We start from the raw sequence: 19,815 nt of genomic DNA on the forward strand, positions 1-19,815 counted from the left end.
ACCACAACTTACACACTGGAAAAATTTTCCATTGATTTTCTCAGGATAAGGTATCAGAGAAAAAGGAATGCCGCAATCCCCTGCAACATTCCTTTGCGCTTTTTCTGAAATTTTCCGCCTGTACTAGACGTTGATCTCCGCCTTCATCCCCAGTTCGTCCTCATTTTCCCTGAGCAGCGGATAGATGACATTGTTCAGGTACGCATCCACCTGTTCCTTTGCGCGTCCTACGTATTTTGCGGGATCCATGGTCTTTTTCAGGTCTTCCAGGCTTAAGTTGAACGCCGGGTCCGCAGCGATCAGCTCCAGGAGGTTATTTTCCAGGCCTTTTTCTTTTACGTTCTTTCCGGCTTCCATGGAAAGCTCCCGGATCCTCTCGTGGAGCTCCTGGCGGTCGCCTCCTGCCTTTACCGCATCCATCATGATATTCTCGGTCGCCATAAACGGAAGCTCAGACATCAGGCGCTTCTCGATCACCTTCGGGTAAACCACAAGCCCGTCCACCACGTTCAGGCACAGATCCAGGATCCCGTCGATGGCGAGGAATCCCTCCGGCACGCTGAGCCTCTTGTTCGCGGAGTCGTCCAGCGTCCTCTCGAACCACTGGGTCGCGGATGTGACCGCCGGGTTCAGTGCGTCGATCATCACATAGCGGGACAGGGATGCGATACGCTCGCTGCGCATCGGATTCCTCTTATATGCCATGGCGGATGAACCGATCTGGGTCTTCTCAAAAGGCTCCTCCACTTCTTTTAAGTGCTGGAGCAGCCGGATATCATTTGAAAACTTGTGAGCGCTTGCCGCGATCCCGGCAAGGATGTTCAGCACCCTTGTATCCACTTTTCTGGAATATGTCTGCCCGGATACCGGGTAGCACGCCTTGAAGCCCATCTTTTCCGCGATCATGGGATCGATCCTGTCGATCTTCTCCTGGTCGCCGTCGAAAAGCTCCAGGAAGCTTGCCTGGGTGCCTGTCGTCCCCTTTGATCCCAGGAGCTTCAAGCTGCCGAGCACATAGTCCAGATCCTCCAGGTCCATGGCAAATTCCTGCATCCACAGGGTCGCCCTCTTGCCTACCGTCGTCGGCTGGGCCGGCTGGAAATGGGTAAACGCAAGGGTTGGCTGGGACTTCTGCTCTTCTGCGAATTTCGCCAGCTCCGCGATCACATTGACCAGCTTTTTGCGCACCAGCTTCAGAGCCTCAGACATAATGATAATGTCTGTGTTATCCCCTACATAGCAGGATGTGGCTCCCAGATGGATGATCCCTTTCGCTTTCGGGCACTGCACGCCGTAAGCATAGACATGTGACATTACGTCATGGCGCACGACTTTTTCCCTCTCACGCGCCACATCGTAATTGATATCATCCGCGTGGCTTTTAAGCTCTTCGATCTGTTCGTCTGTGATATTGAGCCCAAGCTCCTTCTCCGTCTCCGCAAGCGCGATCCACAGTCTTCTCCATGTGCGGAACTTCTTGTCCGGTGAAAAGATATACTGCATCTCCCTGCTTGCGTAGCGCTCGGAAAGAGGGCTTACATAACGGTCATTTGACATATTCCTGATCTCCTTTATCCTCATATACTTATCCTGATCCCTGTGTCTGCCAGGCGTGCCGGTCCTTTTCCGGCCCCATCCCGCGCATCTGCCGGGATCTGTCCGCCTTTTATAGTAACATCCCCGCGACCATCAGGCAACACTTTCTTGCCATGCAACAGCTCAGCCATCAGGCTGTGCGGTTTTCCGAACGGCGCAGGTGGACTGTTTTTCCCTGCCTTACATCTGCTCGAAAGCGTGGCTGATGTCGCGCCCCGGGACTTCCATGGGGTAATCCCCCGTAAAGCAGGCATCGCAGTAGTTCAGGTCTCCCACCATATCTTTCAGCTTCGCGACTTCCATATACCCGAGGGAATCCGCGCCGATCATCTTCCTGATCTCTTCCGGCGTGTGGGAATGGGCGATCAGCTGTTCATCCGACGGCACATCCGTACCGAAATAGCACGGGTGCAGGAACGGCGGGGAGCTGATCCGGACGTGGACTTCCGTGGCCCCGGCATTTTTCAGCATCTTGATGATATTCGCGCAGGTAGTCCCCCTGACGATGGAGTCGTCCACCATGACGATCCGCTTCCCTTTTACGACCTCCGGGATCACGTTCAGCTTGATCTTCACGCTGGACTCCCGGTCGCTCTGCTTTGGCTTGATAAATGTCCTTCCCACGTAACTGTTCTTGTGGAATGCCATTCCGTAAGGGATGCCCGACCGCTCGGAATACCCTTTCGCAGCCACCAGCCCGGAATCCGGCACACCCACCACCAGATCCGCGTCCACCGGATAAGATTCCGCCAGCGCTTTCCCCGCCAGGATGCGCGCGTGATAGACGTTCACCCCGTCGATGGTGCTGTCCGTTCGCGCGAAGTAGATGTACTCAAAAATGCATCTCGCATGCTGTTCCTCCGGGAGCGCCATACTCATATCCGAGGCGATCCCGTCTTTTGTGATCGTCACGATCTCCCCGGGCTGCACATCCCTTACGAACTCCGCATCCACAGCCGCGATAGCGCAGCTCTCGGATGCCAGGAAATAGGTATTCTCTCTTTTCCCGATACAGAGCGGCTTCAGGCCGAACGGATCCCTGGCCCCGATCATTTTGCGGGGACTGCTCACTACAAGGGCATAGGCGCCCCGGATCTTTTTCATGGCATTTTTCACCGCTTCCTCCGCGGTCTTTGTGTTCAGCCGCTCCCGCGCGATGTGGTAGGCGATCACCTCAGAATCGATGGTCGTCTGGAAGATGGCGCCCGTGTATTCCAGCTCATGCCGCAGTTCCACTGCATTGACCAGATTCCCGTTGTGCGCGATGGCAAGGGTCCCTTTTACATAATTGATGACAAGGGGCTGGGCATTCTCCACCCTTGTGCCGCCCGCCGTAGAGTAGCGGACGTGGCCCACTCCAAGATTGCCTTTCAGCTTTGCCAGCTCCTCCTCGTCAAAGACTTCATTGACGAGCCCGAGCCCTTTCCTTGAAAGCACTTTTCTCTGTCCGAATGTATCAGTCACTGCGATGCCGCAGCTCTCCTGCCCTCTGTGCTGGAGGGCGAAAAGCCCATAATAGATGGACGCAGCAACGTCGCGTCCATCCATGTCATAGGCTCCAAAGACCCCACATTCCTCTCCTGTTCCTGTGGTAATATGTTCATATGCTGTCATTTAGATCCCGCTCCTTATTGATTTGTAAAACGTGATAAAAACTGTTTTGTGCGCTCTTCCTTCGGATCCTCAAACACTTCCGCCGGAGTGCCCTGCTCCATGATGCAGCCGCCGTCCATAAAGATCACCTGGCTGGACACATCCCTGGCAAATGCCATCTCATGGGTCACGATGATCATCGTCGTCTCCTGATCCGCCAGTCCTTTGATCACCTTGAGCACTTCCCCTGTCAGCTCCGGATCGAGCGCTGAGGTCGGCTCGTCAAAGCAGAGGATATCCGGCTTCAGCGCCAGCGCCCTGGCGATAGCCACTCTCTGGCACTGTCCGCCGGAGAGCTGGTGGGGATAATTATCCACCCGGTCTGACAGACCCATCTGGTCCAGGAGAGTCCTTGCCTCCGCCTCGATCTGTGCGTGGATCTCCTTTTTCCCCGCTTTATAGTCCGGCTTCTCCTTCTCCAGGAGTTCCTTTGCCAGCATGACATTCTGGAGAGCCGTATACTGGGGGAACAGATTGAAAGACTGGAACACCAGCCCGAAATGGAGCCTCTTCCTCCTGATCTCGCTCTCCTGCATCGTCGCCCGGTCCCCTGCGTCGAACAGCGTCTCTCCGTTCACACGGATCACACCACCGTCCGGTCTCTCAAGGAAATTCAGGCACCGCAGGAGGGTTGTCTTGCCGCTTCCCGAAGATCCGATCAGGGAGAGCACCTTTCCTTTTTCCAGCGAAAAACTGATATCTTTTAATACTTCCGTATGTCCGAAACTCTTGCTTACATGCTGTACTTCCAAAATCGCCATATGTCCCGCCTCCTATCTGAAATACTCCAGTTTTTTCTCAAGCCGTCCCAGAAGGACAGTCAGGATGCCGTTAAAGATCAGATAGTACACTGCCGTAAAGAACAAAGGCCAGATCACGCCCGCGATCCCCATATTTCCTTTCATAAAGGACTGACCCGCGAAAATGACTTCCTGGAGAGAGATGATGCGGGAAAGCGAGGTATCCTTTACCAGCGTGATGATCTCGTTTGACATCGGAGGCACGATCCTTTTTACCATCTGAAGGAGCTTGATCTTAAAGAAGATCTGGCTCTTCGTCATGCCCAGCACAAGCCCTGCCTCTTCCTGCCCCTTCGGCACTCCCTGGATCCCTCCGCGGTAGATCTCCGAAAAATAGCAGGCATAGTTAAAGATGAACGCAATGGAAGCCGCGAGAAAGCGTCCGCTCTCACCGCCGCCCCAGATATTGTTGCCCATGAGCCCAGGCATGAAATAAATGATCAAAAGCTGGATCATCAGAGGGGTCCCCCTGATGATCCATACAATGATCTTTGTGAAATAGCTTAACGGCTTAAACCGGGACATGGACCCAAAGGAAATGATGAGCCCCAGCGGGATCGCTCCCAGAAGGGTCACGAAAAACAGCTTTAAGGTCTGTAAAAATCCCGTGTTCAGCGCCTGTATAACAATAGGAAACTGTTCTGCAAATGTCATGGCATAACTCCGTCCGTAAAACTGTCTTTTTATTTCTTACTCTGTGACCAGCATATCCTGGACGCCGTATGTCTCTGCAAGCTCCTGGATCGTGCCGTCCTCATAGCATGTATCGAAGAATTTGTTGAGTTCCTCTTTCAGGTCAGATTCCTTGCGGAAGCCTACGCCATACTCCTCGCTGCTCAGGTGCACTGTATATGTAAGGTCTTCATAGCTCGTGCCCTCACCGATCATTGCAGCTGCCATCAGCAGGTCGATGACTGCTGCGTCAGATGTACCAGCCGCTACTTCCATCAGCGCGTCAGCCTGTGCGGTCACAGGTGTGACATTAAGCCCTCTTGCCTCAAGCTCCGCCTCTCCGGCGCTTCCCGCCTCAGCGGCAAAGTTTAAGTCAGCAAGGCTGTCCTCATCCTGATACTGGTCCGCCACATCAGACGGAACTACGACAACCTGCGCATTCGCCAGATAAGCGTCTGTACAGTCCATGGAACTTGTCACTTCCGGCGTGAGGGTCATCCCGTTCCACACGCAGTCGATCGTCTTTCCGTCCAGCTCGAGGATCTTGTTGTCCCAGTCGATCTCAACGAATTCCACATCAACGCCAAGGCTTTCCGCAAACGCCTTTGCCAGATCCGCGTCAAAGCCGATCCACTCGCCGCTCTCATCCTTATAATCCATGGGTTCAAAGTTCGTAATACCCACGACAAGGGTTCCCTTGTCTTTGACATATTCCATATCCGTTGCCTCGGATCCCTGACCGGAATCTTCCTTCGAACCGCATCCTGCCATCATAGAAACAACAAGGCCTGCGCAGAGCAGCACGCTCAATACTTTTCTCTTCATGATGATATCCTCCCTCGCCGGGAAACCCGGCTTCTTGCTTTTTTTCTCTACCAATGAGTCACTGTACCACGGTAAAGTTACCCTTGCATTCTAACACAGGGGGAAGACTGTGTCAAACACATTATGCATGGCTTCTCCTGTGCTGTCTCTTCCATTTCTCGATCAGAGACGCGTCCACCTCCGCCGGCATGCTTCTCCTGATCTCGTCCAGCTCCCGCCGCATCTGGGCGTTGATCTCCATATACTCTTCATTCTTCGTGATCAGGATATGGTATTCTTCCAGTGACATATATTTATAAGACGCATACAGATAAGGCTTCAGCAGAGCTTTGTCCCCGCACATCTGGTAAGCCCTGTCATACATTCGCGCCGCCTCCTGATAGAGGAAAAGTCTTCCATATGCCGCGCCCAGCCCCGCGTAGATCCTGCCGTAGAACTTATCGTCCACAGTCTCATCCTTCTCCTGGTTCAGGATCGCCTGGTATACAAGGATCGCCTCCTCCAGCTCCCCGCTCTCCAACAGGTTGTCTCCCTTGAACTTCTGGCGTTCGATGTCCTTCTGATTTTTCAGGTGCTCCAGCACGTTCTGGATGCGGATCATCTCCGGCTCCCGGTATATGCGTGAGGCCTTGAGGATCGTCAGCACGAACTTTTCCACCGAGCCGCGCAGGCGCAGCACATCCCTGAGCGCTCCCGCCAGCTCCTCCATGCCCAGTTCTTCGTCAAGCCAGTCACAGAGCTGTTCGTTCATGATCGTATAATCGATCAGATAAAGATTGTTGCACAGATAGTAGCACAGCTCCTCGATCGTAAAGATCCTGCTGTGGATCCTCGTGATCTCATATGGATGCGCTGCATGTCTGTCATGACAAAGAATTAAATTTCCCATCATTGCCTCCTAAATGTATGATCTTTTCCTCATGGAAGTCCGTGGGCGGGAAAAAATCTCCGAATCCCGCGTCACGCACTGTGATCTTACATGTCTTCTCGTCCAGGAACAGTGTCTCGATCTGGAGCCTCATAGAATACTCCGCGCGCCTCGGGAATTTCTCAAGAGAGATCTTCTCTGTCCTCACATTCCCCTGGATCAGTGATTCGATGTGGAATTCAATATCCTCCACATTCTCCATGAGGACTTCCCACTGGTTGTTGGACTCATACCAGTGCGCTCCCCAGGAAACGATCGGATACCACATCTCCTGTCCGTCCACCCGCATGTTCACCGTGATCTGGTCTGTCAGCTTATCATCCGACAGATAGACCGGGTTCTCGATATGCATGAACAGCTTCCGGTACGCGGTATAGCAGGCGCCCTTGCTGTACAGATTATTCCCGATAAATGCCCGCCGGCCGTTACAGAGCACCCGGAGAGCTTTGGGATACCAGTTATTTTCAAAGCCCTCTCCTGTAAGGAATACTGATGATACGATCCGCTTGTCGAACACACTCTCAATAAACTTGCAGAACATGGCATCCGCTTCTTTTGCTTTGTCTTCATTCAGCACAGGGTAGACTGCCGCCAGCTCCTTCATGTGTGCGCTCGCCACCTCGTCCACTGTGACAAAGGTAGTCTTGCCCCCGCCCAGGCCCGGCCGCAGACGCCTCAGCATATACGCCCGGATCTCATTGCGGTCACAGCAGAAGAGCGCCGCGTCGTACTGCCACAATTCCTTGGGCTGGTAAAACAGGTAATTGCAGAAACTCTCCTTATAATCCTGGATAAAGATATGCCTCTTGTCGATATTCATGCGCACCGCGATCCCACGGAGCATCTGCGCCAGCTCCTCCGTAAGAGCGGGCACAGTGAACACGATCCCCTCGATCTCCGGGAAGAGCTGGAGCGACATCTGGATAAACTGGGAGAGAAGCCAGACTGCATCATATGTCTCCTCGCCGAATTCGATCTTGTCCCCGGCAAGGCTCTTGCTCAAAAGCCTTGTCACAGTGAACCCTTCCTTGATCGTAACAAGCCGCTTCGCCTCCTTGCCGTACGCCCATGTATCCCTCAGCTTCCCGATGATCAGCGGGATCTGGTAATTGTCCGAATCCACTTCCAGTGTATCCGGTTCCAGCTCCTGGTCATTATAAAAACTGATCTGGCATGTCTTTTCATTTATTTCATAACCGATGATACTGCCTTGTCCCATGGAAAGACACCCTCCTTATTCCTGTGTGAACATATGATTCGCCGCCGCATCCTCCAGAGCATATTCCTGCATCTTCTTCCGTCGCTCCCTGCTGCCGGTCTCCATGAGGATGTCATTGAGCCTTCCGTACCTGCCCTGCTCTCCGGGCTCTGTCTCCCGCACGCAGGACTCTTTATCGCTGCGGTAGGAATTACCGTCTATGGTCTCTTTAAAATAGTATTTCAATTTCTCATTGGCAAAAAGAACGAATTTCTTCACATAGAGGTTTTCATACATCGGAGTCAGCACCTCCGTGGAATAATCCGCCTGCTCCTCTCCGCCTTTCTGGAGCTGGTAATAGAGCATGACCCTGCTGCCCTTCTGCCCTTTGTACTCGATCAGTGTCTTGTCCCAGAGCTGCAGCTCGATCAGCCAGTCCTTTTCATAAGAAAGGAAGAACGGGAAATAAATCTGTTTCCCGCACAGTTCCTGAAGGAATTTTTTCAAAGTCTTGCGGGTCTGCGCGTTATACTCTCTTCCCGAATAATATTTGAGCACCGCGATCTTACAGATATCGATGGTATTCTCGCCTTTCTCATATTCCCTGCAGATGATATCGATCACACTCCTGCCGATCTTGCGCTCTTCCACCACATACTCCCTGGAAACATAGGCAAGATACGCCTCCTGGAGCCGGAAATACGCTCCTTCCGCGTAATACTGCTCAAAGATCTGCGCCTCCTGGAACAGTTCTTCCGAGAACAGCATCTGCGTGAGGATCCGCTCTGCCAGCTTGTGGGTGTGCACCTCATAATCCCGCGCCTCTCTCCAGAGCATCTTCATATCCGGAGTCGCCCCACAGTAATAATTTGCCAGGTAAGTCAGGATCACTTTGTCATACTGCTGTTTCTTAAACAGTTCAAAGCACACATAAGTCAGGAAGTCGTCATTCTCGTAATTATTCTCCCGGATCGTCCTGCTGCACAGCCCGAGCATCTCATCCTCTGTATAATTCTCCAGCCCTTTTTCGCGGACTACGTCCAGAGTCAGTTCCTGGGTCTCTTCTTCCTCACGGTTCCGCCGCAGGCCATTGATATATTTTCTGCACATATCCATGTAGCGGAGCTCATAGAAAAGCCGTTTGCTCTCATAAGGGATGGAATCCGTATAATGCCGCCCGTCTTTCGCCTCCCAGACGAGCCGGTCTGTCTTTGCATACAGGAATACGCGGGCTCCGTTCTCCGTATACGGCGCCTTCTGTGTGATCGTCCCATCCTCCGCGATCACATGGATATACTTCATATTCGGCACTTTCGTTGTGATCCAGTAGGCATGGCACACATCGTACAGCGCCTTCACCCTCTCCGGGTTCATCGCGGATTCGACCACAAAACGCTTGTAAATAATGCGGAGCTGTTCGTCCACATTCCTGCGGTCGAGCTGGTTCCACGCAAACGCCTCCATCTCATCCCGGTAATGGGCATAGATCTCGCTGGACTCATCCTCATAAGTGATCAGGTTGGAGTACAGGAATGCACATTTGTGGTAGTCCAGGTTATTGCCGTGCATGAAATACAGGTACACAGACCTGGGCAGAGATTTGTGGAACTGTGACGGCACGACAGAGGCCATATAGTACTCGTAGAGCTGCGCGATCTTCAGTTCAGCTTCAACCGCCTTCTGATACCATTTAAAATACTCTCTGTCCACACAGTTTCCCTTGATGAGCAGGGTACAGATGGATGTCAGGATCATTGATTCGTGGTAGATCTTATACGAAAGCACAAGGACATCATAGAGATGGCGGTCAAACACCTTCATCTGGCTCGCCAGGTTCGCGGTATAAAGAGCCAGTTCCCGCGTCATCAGCTTATGCTTCACTGCAAAAAGGAGCACGCGCACCTCGAATTCTCCCAGCTTTTTAAGCGACGAGCTCTTATCCCGGAAACACTTGAACGCCTGGAGATAGAACCAGATGCTGTGGGATTTTTCTTCATAGAACTGCTTCTCCAGAGCGCGCAGCCTCTCACTGTAGATCTTGTATTCCGGGTCTACCTCCACGAGCATGCAGAGGATCTTCCAGCTGTCCGGGTGTTTCATAAAAGTCCTGGACAGCTCCTCCGCCACCTTCCGCTGTCCGATCGTGTCGCTGGACAGGAATGTAGTCAGGTAGAGATAATACGAGCTGAGCTCCACATCTTTGCCGATGGCAAACCGGTTATAATTGTAGGACTCGAGGAGCCACTTTGCCTCGTCCGTCTGCCCCCCGATCAGGCAGATATGCGCATGGAAAAGCAGGTAGAATTCATTTCTCGGATCCATATCCCGCAGATGGCTGATCCTCCTTACCGCCTCCTGCACCCAGTCAGAGAGCTCCATCTTCCCGCTCTCATATTTCAGGTAGTTGCGGATGATCCCCGCGAACTCACGGTCATTGGCGCGATGCTCCTCATCCCTCTTTACATCCTTTTCCACCACGACCTCATAGGTCAGCGTCTCATAAGGGGACTCCAGGATGATCCTGCCGAAATTGCTTCCCTGATGGAGTTTGTCCACATCCAGGAAATACTCCAGCCGGTAAGAGTTTCCGATAAACTCTTCTGTAGTAACTTTCGTGTGTTCCACGGACAGGAACTCCCCCTCCGTGCGCACATCGATCTCCAGATATCCCCATGTATTTTTCTTGATCGTAAACGTCTCTTTCCGCGCCTCTGTCAGAGAGATAAACGCCCTGCTCTCTTCCTCCAGGGTCAGGAAGATCTTCTCCTTCTGCTTGCAGCCCACGAGGAATTCTTCCAGTGCCTGCTGGTCCAGCTCCCACTTCCGCATATTGTCATAGAGCGCCTGGATCCGCCTGTCCTCATACTTCAGGATCTCGTAGAAATCCCTGGAGCGGAACAGTTTCACCGCCTCAGCCGCATCCCGGAAAGACAGCTTCTTAAAATCCTCCAGGCTCTGGATCTTGCCATAGCCTGTCATCACAAAAGGTTTCTCGATGATAGCGGTAAACGCCACGTCATATTCCCCGCCGTTGCAGACGATCGTGAATTTGCCGTGCTCCACATGCCCCGGCATCAGGCCGCTGCCGTCATATGTATAATAGATATTGACCGGATTGCCGTCAAACCCCTGCTCGTCGCAGTGGACACGGTAAGAGGAGGGATAGACCAGTCCGCGGATGGTCCCCTCCCCCTGGTTCTGGAGCGAAAAGCTCCCCCTGTATTTTTCTCCCTCGCCGACACGCATGATGATCCGCGTCTCCGGGAAGATGATCTCCGGCTGCGGGATGTGGAAATCCCCTTTGGCAAATCGCTTGATCTTATTCTTCAAATCAGTCACCTACTCACAATTCTTCTCCTGCCCGAAGGCAAAAGTACGCTACTTTGGATTATAGCATTGTTCGACAGGTTCTTGCAACGGTGTATTCAAAGAATTTCCCATGCATTGTATACAAGTATGCAATATACTTATTTTGTCTCATCCTTCACCATCTGCACATAATCCAGCACCTCATACCCAAGCCTTTCATAGAGAGAGACAGCCCGCGTATTGTCTGCCTCCACTTCCAGGCGCAGGCGGGTGACATCCCTGCCTTTCTCTTCTTCCAGATAGCGGAAAAATTCCCTGCCCAGTCCGCGGGAGCGGAACTTTTCCCGGATATAAATTTCCTCGATCCACCATACATATCCTCCCGCTTCCTGGGAAAAGGTTTTCGCGGTCAGGCCATACCCTGCCGTCTCTCCGCCGCACTCGAACAAAAAAATCTCCGCATAGGAGTCCGACCGGAGCGCCTCTTCCACAGTCCTTGCGAAATACTCATCCGGGATCGGGTGGAGCACTGCATCCGAGTGGTAGAATTCCCCTGCCATCTCAATATATGTTTCTCTGTCATTTTCCGTAAATCTGCGTATCATCTTTTCCTCTCCCTGTCGTCATTTTTTCTCTTTTTCCACACTTTTCCCGTTCCCCTGAGAAATATCGTATATATACCGGCAGAGCAGGCGTCTGCCTGCCGTCATCTGCTCCAGGACAGCGTCCGCGCACTTCCCATACAGACGCAGTGCCCTCTCCCGCGCCTTGCTGCCATCGTCCGGATGATAATAAAGAGCCCGCATTGCCTGCTCATAAAACCAGTCCCACTCCTCTGAACTGACCTCCGGGCACTCCTTTTTCAGCAGTTCCAGCCCTTCTTCTCCAAAAACGTCCACATTCTCTTTCTTTACCCGGCTCTTTCTCCTGTTCTCCGGGCGGGAAGCGGTTCTCCGGGCCAGCCCCGCCAGCTTTACAGCGCCTCCATACATCGCGGGAAGTCCGTTTCCCTCTGCCGAGTCCGCAGTCTCCTGCCCTGACGCCGGTTCCCGGATCGGTTCCGCCGCACTCCCGTTTCCCGGGGCTGCCGGCGTGTGTTCTTTATTTACCCAGCCTCTGTCCGCACCCTCATACACCTGGCACCACGCATGCCCCATGCTGCCTTCGACCTGTGCCTCCCATGTGCCGTCCTCTGCCTGTTCAAACGCAGATTCTTCCGGCACAGATCCGGGAGCAGTGTCGTAGACAGCCATCGCTTCAAACGTCTCATCGATCTGCCTTCCCACTGCTTCATCTGAACTTGTATCCCAGTATTTACACAATTCTTCCAGACGGTCCAGCCCTCCCGGCAGCATCAGGCAGTCTTCAAGGAACCCCGGCATATCTTCTGAAAGGACTGCTTTCGGATCGCTGCCCCTCTCCCAGCTCTCCCCGGTATAGGCAGTCCCTGTCCTGACAGGGACGTATACGGTTCCAGCCGTTTTTCCTGTACAGATACAGTGAGGGGAGTCTCCGGCGTCTCCGGCACAAAAGCACTGATCTCCTTCAGATGATCCATGCTGTCCGCTGATGTACCAAGAGCATCGCCAAAGATCTCCTCGTTCTGCTCTCCCTGTACCGGCAGGTTAGTTAGTGCGTTTTCCCGGACCGCGCAGGCTGAACGGTTTATATTTAGCGCACAATGCGGTAGTATTCCCTGGATGTCAGAAGATACACGACCACATAGAACAGCGTAAACACTGCCGTTACTCCTGCAGTACATGCAAGGAAAAGGGGCACATTCAGCACATACATGACCGCCAGCAGCATGGTCATCACTCGGAAGGCGAACGCCACATGGAGAAAGGCTCCCAGAAGAGGCAGGAAAAATACTGCCAGGATCTGGCTGCGGATGGTCCGCCGCACTTCTCTTCTGTCCATGCCCACTTTCTGCATGAGCTGGAAGTTCTCCCTGTCGTCATACCCCTCTGAGATCTGCTTGTAGTAGATGACCAGCACTGTAGATATGAGGAAGAGAGCTCCTACAAAGATCCCCATAAACAGGGCTCCTCCGTTCATTACATAGGTAGACTGCCGGTAGTCTTCTTTATACTGGACATAGGAACCAGGGTTCTCCTCCGCAAGCTTTTCCCCGAGCAGCCTGACCATATTTTCCTTATCCCCGGCGTCCCCTTCCAGGTCAAACCATGCATCATATCCCGCATGATTCAGCTCTTCGGAAGAGAATCCGTACTCCTGCGCCAGCGAATCCACGGAGTTTACATCCGGAAGGATCACATAGAACATCCCCACTACACTGGACATCGTGCCATCTGCCACAAGAGACACATTATCCAGCACTTTTTTCACCGTGTACGGGACATCGCCCAGAAGGATCGTGTCATATGCATACTCATCCTCCGGCGCGTAGATCAGCGCCTCCCCCTGTTGGAGAGTCTCATCCCCGCCGGTCACTGCGTTATAATCTTCCAGAGGGATCAAAACCATGCCGCGGTACGAGTCGGTAAAGCCTTCCTCATCCCCATAGTCCATCGCATTGCCGAACATCGCCGTATCGCCCCTGAGCATACACGGGAGCAGGAAGGACCGGTACCCAAGCTCTCCCGTCACTTTTACCCCGGTCTCCTCTGCGGTCTCCCGGATCAGGCGTGAAGCCTCTGTCCTGGCCTCGTCCGAGCCGTCGGGAATGCCTACGGACACATCCTTCGGGAACTGGTTCTTCATAGAGTCTTCGATCCCGGCATAGAGGCAGACACATACAGACAGCACTACGATCACGACCGTGCTCATGATACAGATATTGGCAAGCCCCGCCGCATTCTGCTTCATCCGGTAGAGCATCCCGGACACAGCCGTAAAATGCTTTGCCTTATAATAATAGTTTTTATTCTTTTTGAGCGCCTTTAAGAGCACGATACTGCCTGTCATAAAAAGCAGATACGTCCCGATGACGACGAAGATCACCGCCAAAAAGAACACATTCACTGCTTTCAGCGGCGAATCCGCTGTCTGGGCGATATAATAACCGCTGCCAAGCGACGCCAGCCCAAGGAGCGCCAGGAGCCATTTGCCCCGTGGTTCTTTTTCCCCCGCCCGGGAGGCCCCTACCAGCTCCGTGATCCCGGAACGCGCCACCCGGAACAGATTCCAGAGAAGGTTGATAAGAAATACTGCCAGGAACAGCCGGACTGTCTGTAAGAGCGCTTCCGGCTCCACCGCAAAATCCAGCGGCACAGGGAAATGTATGATCTTCAGGAAAATAAGAAACAGAAGCTTCCCAAGCGCCAGGCCGAGAAGAAGTCCCGCTCCCAGGCTGACCACCGCGGTGATCAGCGTCTCCCAGAGCATCATCAGGCTCAGGTTTTTCTTATCCATGCCCATCACCTGGTAAAGCCCCAGCTCTTTTTTCCTCTGTTTGATGAGGAAACTGTTCGTGTAGAACAGAAAGATCAGCGAGAAACCTCCTGTAAGCGCTGTCACCCACTCCATAACCGTACCGATCGATGTTCCCCCTCTTATCTGCTCCATCCCGCTGTTCATGCCGATCGCGCTGAGGGCATAAAAGAGCATAACAGTCAGGATACATGTAAACAGGTAGGGCACATAGGTCTTATGGTTTTTCTTCAGGTTCAGAAAAGCAAGCTTTGGATAAAATACCTTATTCACGCACCTCACCTCCTGTCGCCAGGACTGTCAGCGTAGCAGCGATCTTCTGGTACATCTCCTCGTCCGTCAGATTCCCCCGGTAGATCTGGTGATACACCTGGCCGTCGCGGATAAAGAGCACTCTGCCCGCGCTGCTGGCCGCCTTGACACTGTGCGTCACCATGAGGATCGTCTGCCCCTCCCGGTTGACCTGTGAAAACAGCTTCATCAGCTCATCTGACGAACGGGAATCCAGCGCCCCGGTCGGCTCATCCGCCAGGATAAGCTGAGGGCGCGTGATCAGAGCCCTTGCCACTGCCGCCCTCTGTTTCTGCCCGCCTGAGACTTCGTAGGGAAACTTCTTCAGAAGTCCCGTAAGCCCGAGCCTGCCTGCGATGCGGTCCAGCTTTTCCTTCATCTGCCCGTAGTTTTCTCCCGCAAGGACAAGGGGCAGGTAGATATTATCTTCAATGGAGAATGTATCCAGCAGGTTAAACTCCTGAAAGACAAATCCCAGGTTCTTCCTGCGGAATGCAGCCAGCTCGCTGTCTTTGATCCCCTTCATGTCCCTGCCGTTCAGCAGGACCGTGCCCCCGGAAGGTTTGTCGAGCGCGGCAAGGATATTGAGCAGCGTAGTCTTCCCGGACCCGCTCTCCCCCATGATCGCCACATACTCTCCCTTCTCCACAGAAAAGCTTACATCTGAGAGCGCCTGCACCTGGCTTGCGCCGAATCTTGTGGTATATATTTTTTTCAGGTTTTTCACTTCAAGCAGTGTCATCTTTGATCTCCTCCCTGTCTTTTATTATGGTCCTATTATAAAAAGACAGAAGGCAGCTTTCCATAAGCCTGCCTTACATTCCTCCCTCTATCCTTACATTTCTGTCACTTTCCGCACTGCCTACTCATGCCGCATCTCTTTTCTCGAGAGATCGAGGCGCACTGCCGTGCCCTTTCCCGGTTCAGACGTGATCTCAATGGTATGGTTCAGCTTCCCGCAGATCATCCGGCACAGGTACAGCCCGATGCCCGTGGATTTCTTATCCTGTCTCCCGTTGTACCCGGTAAAGCCTTTCTCAAACACCCGGGGCAGATCCTCCGCCTGGATCCCGATCCCGGTATCCTCGATCAGAAGAACTCCATGGTTACCCGGCTCCATGCGGATCCGGATGGAACCCTTGTCCGTATATTTCAGGGCGTTTGACAAAAGCTGCTCCAGCACAAAGAGAAGCCATTTCTCATCCGTCAGGACCGTCTCCTTACAGGGCTCGTATTCCAGTCGGATCTTCTTGAGGATAAACATGCCCGAATATTTGCGGACCGCCTGCCGCACGATCTCATCCAGCGAGTATTCCTTCAGGAGCAGATCCGACGACAGATCCTCCGCGCGCAGATAGGACAGCACCATATCCACATACTGCCCGGTCTTAAAAAGCTCCATGCGCATCTCCTGGAAGGTCCTGGCGCTTCGGTCCCCTCCAGGCTCTCCATCAGACTTTCCGCCAGACTCTCTGGCAGGCTCTCCTGCATCCCCGGGGTTGGCTTGGGCAGCATCCTCCCGCGCTTCCGCGGACTGGAGGAGCAGGTCCAGCGCCGCCAGGGGCGTCTTGATCTGGTGCGCCCACAGGCTGTAAAAGTCGATCATCTCCTGCCTGCTCCTGCGGGCTTCATTTTCCTGTGCCACAAACCGCTCCCCCAGCGTCCGCACCTCTTCCTGGTACTTTTCCTCGGGAATGTCCAGAGGCGCCGGCAGGCTTCCCAGCTCATAGGGCATATTGCGGAACGCCTCCCCTATGGCCTTGATCCTTGCCTGATAGCGCCAGAAGTCAAAAATACCGAGCGCGGTAAATGTGACCAGGGACAAAAATACCGCATATCCCAGAGCGTCCGCGCGCACTCCGTAGAGATACAGCACAAGATAAAACATGGCCAGGAAAACAACATAAAATAAGATTGGTTTCCTGTTCTTTTTCAGATAAGTGGTGATCAAATGTGTCATTGTATCAGATACCCGCTTCCCTTTTTCGTCCTGATCAGGTCCGTGATCCCGATCTCTTCTAATTTTCTGCGCAGCCTCGTCACATTCACGGTCAGGGTATTGTCATCGATAAATTCATCGCTCTCCCAGAGCCTCTGCATCAGCTCCTCCCGCTTCACGACCCGCCCTGCGTTCTCCATGAGCACCTGCATGATCCTGAAATCATTTTTGGTCAGCTCCATCTTCTTCCCCTTATAGCTTACGCAGGTATCATCCAGGTTCAGGATCACTCCGGCGTGCTCGATCAGGCTGACCCTGCCCTGAAAAGAATACGCCCGGCGGAGCATGGCCTGGATCTTCGCGGTCAGCACGTTCAGGTCAAATGGCTTCTCCACGAAATCGTCCCCTCCCATGTTCATCGCCATCACGATGTTCATATTGTCCCCTGCGGATGAGAGGAATAAAATAGGGACCCTGGATATCTTCCGGATCTGCGTGCACCAGTGATATCCGTTATAAAAAGGAAGAAGGATGTCCATAAGGACCAGCTCCGGCGAAAATCTCGCGAACTCCTCTGTGATATTGCGGAAATCTTTTGCGCACTGCACCTGGTAATCCCATTTTTCCAGATGCTCCTTCAGTGTCCGTGCAATAGTCGCATCGTCTTCTACAATATAGATCTTATACATAAAGCAGTCTCCTTTGAAAACCTGTCCTTGCTGACAAACAGAAAATATTCTCAGTCCATGATACATTTTTTTCAGTTTGCTGGCAAGATTCCCGTGATTTATATTTCTTTGAAAATGTAACACCTGAAAATATAACAGTTCATCCGCTTCATTCGGAAAAATATCCTGATAAGTATTGACATTATATATTATACAAAATATAATATACATAAATAAAATATATATTTCAGATCAACATATGAGAGGAATGATGTTATGACGTTTACACTGAACGCTCCCATGATGGACTTCCTCGTACTGTCCGTCATCGCTGAGGGCGATGCGTATGGCTATCAGATCAGCCAGATCATCAAAAGGGCATCCAGCACAAAAGATTCCGCCCTCTACCCGATCCTGAAACGGCTCCAGGAAAGCCGTTTCGTTGTGACCTATGACCAGCAGTACCAGGGACGCAACCGCAAATACTACCGGATCACCCCGGAAGGAAGGCAGCGGCAGGCAGAGCTCCTAAAAGAATGGGAAGAGTACAAATTCATTATTGACGACATTGTAAAAGGAGGGAACTCAAATGACTAAAACCGAATACATGAAAATACTTGCCCGCAGCCTGCGCCGTCTTCCAAAGGAGGACTATGACAGGGCGATCGAGTATTTTGAAGAATATTTCGCAGAAGCAGGACCGGAAAACGAACAGCAGGCAGTCTCCGATCTTGGCAGCCCGGAAGAAGCGGCAAAAGAACTGATCATGGATCTGGCCGCCCAGAATATCAAAGAAAAACCCAAAACCGTAAAACGCGGCCTGTCCACCCTCTGGATCGCGGTGCTCGCCCTGTGCGCAGCTCCGGTCACCGTCCCCTTTGCCCTCTGCACACTGATCGTTCTGGCAGTCCTTCTTCTCTGCGCAGGGATCGTTTTGTTTGCTGTGGCAGTCTCGGCTATCGCGTTTATCGCTTCCGGGATCCTCTGCCTCTTCGGCGGGATCGCGGTACTCTTCCGCTCCGTGGGCGACGGTCTGTGCAACATCGGCCTGGGGCTCTTTGCCGGCGGGATCGGGATCCTCCTTGTATACGGATCGGTCCTCCTATTTAAATGGTGCATCAGAAAAGTATCCGTATCTCTCGGGAAAATGACAAAAGGGAGGAAGAACCATGAAAAAAACAACTAGGAATATCCTGATCATCTCCGCCTGCTGCATGGGCGCGGGCATCCTCGCCGCAGCGGCAGGGATCGCTGCCGGCGGCTGGTTCGGCGTCCAGATCACCCGGGACGGCATCCGCTCCGCCTCCTCCGAAACCAGGCCGTACATCCTGAAAAAGACAAAGCTGGATGACTTTTCCAGCATAAAGATCGACATCACTTCTGAGGCTGACATCGAATTCCTGCCGTCTGAGGATGGATCCGCCTACCTGGAATACACTCTGGACGGAACCGGCGCAGAACCTCTGTGGGGCGTTTCCGGCGATACCCTTACCGTTACCCAGAAAGGGATCCTGTCCGGCGGGATCTTCCTCGATATCGGATCCCTGTCCACCTTTTCTGACTCCGTAGTCCGCCTGTATCTCCCGGAAGGCACCGACTGCTCCGACGTTGAGATCAGGAGCGATTTCGGCAGCATGGATATCAGCAGTTTTACCGCAGACACACTCACTCTGAACCTGGGGTACGGAGACCTGGACATGAAAAACATTCACACAGACAAAGCCGACATTTATCTGGATTTCGGAAATCTTGACATGGAGAATATCACCGCCGATACCTCGGAGATCGGTCTGGATTACGGAAATCTGAGCGTAAAAGGATGCAGCTTCACTGACACAGAGATCACCGCCGCTTCCGGCAGTATCGAAACCCAGGACACCGCCATCGGCACTCTGGTACTCACCGCCGAATACGGAGACGCGTCGCTGCAGGGCATGACAGTCCGCTCGGCAGACCTGACCATAGAATCCGGCAGCCTCTATTTTGCAGCCAGCGGCCTCGAGACACTGACCGGGGTAAACAAATTCGGGGATACCGTATTCGTGCTCAGCGATGCGCAGGATTACGCCTATGACCTTGTGACCGAATTCGGAAAGATCACACTCTCCGATGACATCCCCGGCAGGCTCTCCTCGCCAGGCACCGGGGAAATGACCTTCACATCAGACGGCGGCCGGGAGAAAACCATCGAATTCAACGCAGAATCCGGGGATATCCAGGTACACGAGAAGTAAATCTGTATTTGTGGGGGAGCCTTCCTTCAAATATACCGTCCGAAAACCGCCGGTTTGATGCAGGACGTTTTCGCGGCGGACGGGGATATGGGTGGTTGAGGTGACTTCGGAATGAGGCTTGGAAAAAGTAGAAATCAGGGGACACGCGTTGGGATCAGAAGAGAGGGTGTCTGAGGCGGAGCCGAGTTCCTCTCTTCTGATCCCTGGTTTTAGCGTGTTCCCTGATTTCGTAGTTTTTCCTGCCTCATGGAGCGGAGCCGATGCCAGCCATATCCCCGCGCTGAATACGTCCTCGACATCCGCGCTTCA

The 19,815-nt window shown here is 53.0% G+C and carries 17 protein-coding genes; 3 read left to right on the forward strand and 14 right to left on the reverse strand.

The window, feature by feature from the left end:
* Positions 1-123 precede the first annotated feature (123 nt).
* From purB to B5G27_RS02165, 14 genes are all read right to left on the reverse strand, one after another.
* Complete coding sequence (purB, locus tag B5G27_RS02095; protein ID WP_087177722.1) at positions 124-1,557, reverse strand: adenylosuccinate lyase; 1,434 nt, start codon at positions 1,555-1,557, stop codon at positions 124-126.
* 219 nt (positions 1,558-1,776) lie between these two features.
* Complete coding sequence (purF, locus tag B5G27_RS02100; protein WP_087177325.1) at positions 1,777-3,210, reverse strand: amidophosphoribosyltransferase; 1,434 nt, start codon at positions 3,208-3,210, stop codon at positions 1,777-1,779.
* Between the two features lie 14 nt (positions 3,211-3,224).
* Positions 3,225-4,010: an amino acid ABC transporter ATP-binding protein gene (locus tag B5G27_RS02105; RefSeq protein ID WP_087177326.1), complete on the reverse strand. Its 786-nt coding sequence runs from the start codon at positions 4,008-4,010 to the stop codon at positions 3,225-3,227.
* Between the two features lie 12 nt (positions 4,011-4,022).
* Positions 4,023-4,703, reverse strand: a complete 681-nt coding sequence (locus B5G27_RS02110) for an amino acid ABC transporter permease (protein WP_087177327.1) — start codon at positions 4,701-4,703, stop codon at positions 4,023-4,025.
* 36 nt (positions 4,704-4,739) lie between these two features.
* Entirely contained in the window at positions 4,740-5,546 is an 807-nt protein-coding gene (locus B5G27_RS02115) for a transporter substrate-binding domain-containing protein (protein ID WP_087177328.1), read from the reverse strand.
* Positions 5,547-5,667: 121 nt separating this feature from the next.
* The gene (locus B5G27_RS02120) at positions 5,668-6,435 is read right to left on the reverse strand and encodes a hypothetical protein (RefSeq protein WP_087177329.1); all 768 of its coding nucleotides are present in this window, start codon (positions 6,433-6,435) and stop codon (positions 5,668-5,670) included.
* Positions 6,410-7,693 carry a DUF5716 family protein gene (locus B5G27_RS02125; protein WP_087177330.1) on the reverse strand — a complete coding sequence of 428 codons (1,284 nt, stop codon included), beginning with the start codon at positions 7,691-7,693 and terminating at the stop codon, positions 6,410-6,412. Before B5G27_RS02125 ends, B5G27_RS02120 begins: the two co-directional genes overlap by 26 nt.
* A gap of 15 nt (positions 7,694-7,708) precedes the next feature.
* Positions 7,709-11,002, reverse strand: coding sequence for a DUF5717 family protein (locus B5G27_RS02130; protein WP_087177331.1), 3,294 nt, complete (start codon positions 11,000-11,002; stop codon positions 7,709-7,711).
* Positions 11,003-11,139: 137 nt separating this feature from the next.
* Positions 11,140-11,586: a GNAT family N-acetyltransferase gene (locus tag B5G27_RS02135; RefSeq protein WP_087177332.1), complete on the reverse strand. Its 447-nt coding sequence runs from the start codon at positions 11,584-11,586 to the stop codon at positions 11,140-11,142.
* Between the two features lie 18 nt (positions 11,587-11,604).
* Complete coding sequence (locus tag B5G27_RS02140; protein WP_087177333.1) at positions 11,605-12,363, reverse strand: hypothetical protein; 759 nt, start codon at positions 12,361-12,363, stop codon at positions 11,605-11,607.
* 289 nt (positions 12,364-12,652) lie between these two features.
* Positions 12,653-14,647, reverse strand: coding sequence for an ABC transporter permease (locus tag B5G27_RS02150; protein ID WP_242958201.1), 1,995 nt, complete (start codon positions 14,645-14,647; stop codon positions 12,653-12,655).
* A complete protein-coding gene (locus B5G27_RS02155; protein WP_087177335.1) occupies positions 14,640-15,407 on the reverse strand; it encodes an ABC transporter ATP-binding protein in 768 nt (255 codons plus the stop codon). Before B5G27_RS02155 ends, B5G27_RS02150 begins: the two co-directional genes overlap by 8 nt.
* A 120-nt stretch (positions 15,408-15,527) precedes the next feature.
* The gene (locus B5G27_RS02160; RefSeq protein ID WP_087177336.1) at positions 15,528-16,625 is read right to left on the reverse strand and encodes a sensor histidine kinase; all 1,098 of its coding nucleotides are present in this window, start codon (positions 16,623-16,625) and stop codon (positions 15,528-15,530) included.
* Positions 16,622-17,293 (reverse strand): response regulator transcription factor, encoded by a 672-nt coding sequence (locus B5G27_RS02165; RefSeq protein ID WP_087177337.1) that lies wholly within the window; start codon positions 17,291-17,293, stop codon positions 16,622-16,624. Before B5G27_RS02165 ends, B5G27_RS02160 begins: the two co-directional genes overlap by 4 nt.
* A 255-nt stretch (positions 17,294-17,548) precedes the next feature.
* On the opposite strand from B5G27_RS02165, the gene B5G27_RS02170 reads away from it, so the two are divergent.
* Genes B5G27_RS02170 through B5G27_RS02180 form a run of 3 tightly spaced genes read left to right on the forward strand, consistent with a single transcriptional unit; the run spans position 17,549 to position 19,506 of the window.
* Positions 17,549-17,869 carry a PadR family transcriptional regulator gene (locus B5G27_RS02170; protein WP_087177338.1) on the forward strand — a complete coding sequence of 107 codons (321 nt, stop codon included), beginning with the start codon at positions 17,549-17,551 and terminating at the stop codon, positions 17,867-17,869.
* Entirely contained in the window at positions 17,862-18,458 is a 597-nt protein-coding gene (locus B5G27_RS02175; protein ID WP_087177339.1) for a DUF1700 domain-containing protein, read from the forward strand. Before B5G27_RS02170 ends, B5G27_RS02175 begins: the two co-directional genes overlap by 8 nt.
* The gene (locus B5G27_RS02180; RefSeq protein WP_087177340.1) at positions 18,442-19,506 is read left to right on the forward strand and encodes a DUF4097 family beta strand repeat-containing protein; all 1,065 of its coding nucleotides are present in this window, start codon (positions 18,442-18,444) and stop codon (positions 19,504-19,506) included. Before B5G27_RS02175 ends, B5G27_RS02180 begins: the two co-directional genes overlap by 17 nt.
* The last annotated feature ends 309 nt before the right edge of the window (positions 19,507-19,815 follow it).

The organism is Lachnoclostridium sp. An76 (assembly GCF_002161355.1).
Taxonomy (GTDB): domain Bacteria; phylum Bacillota; class Clostridia; order Lachnospirales; family Lachnospiraceae; genus Mediterraneibacter; species Mediterraneibacter caccavium.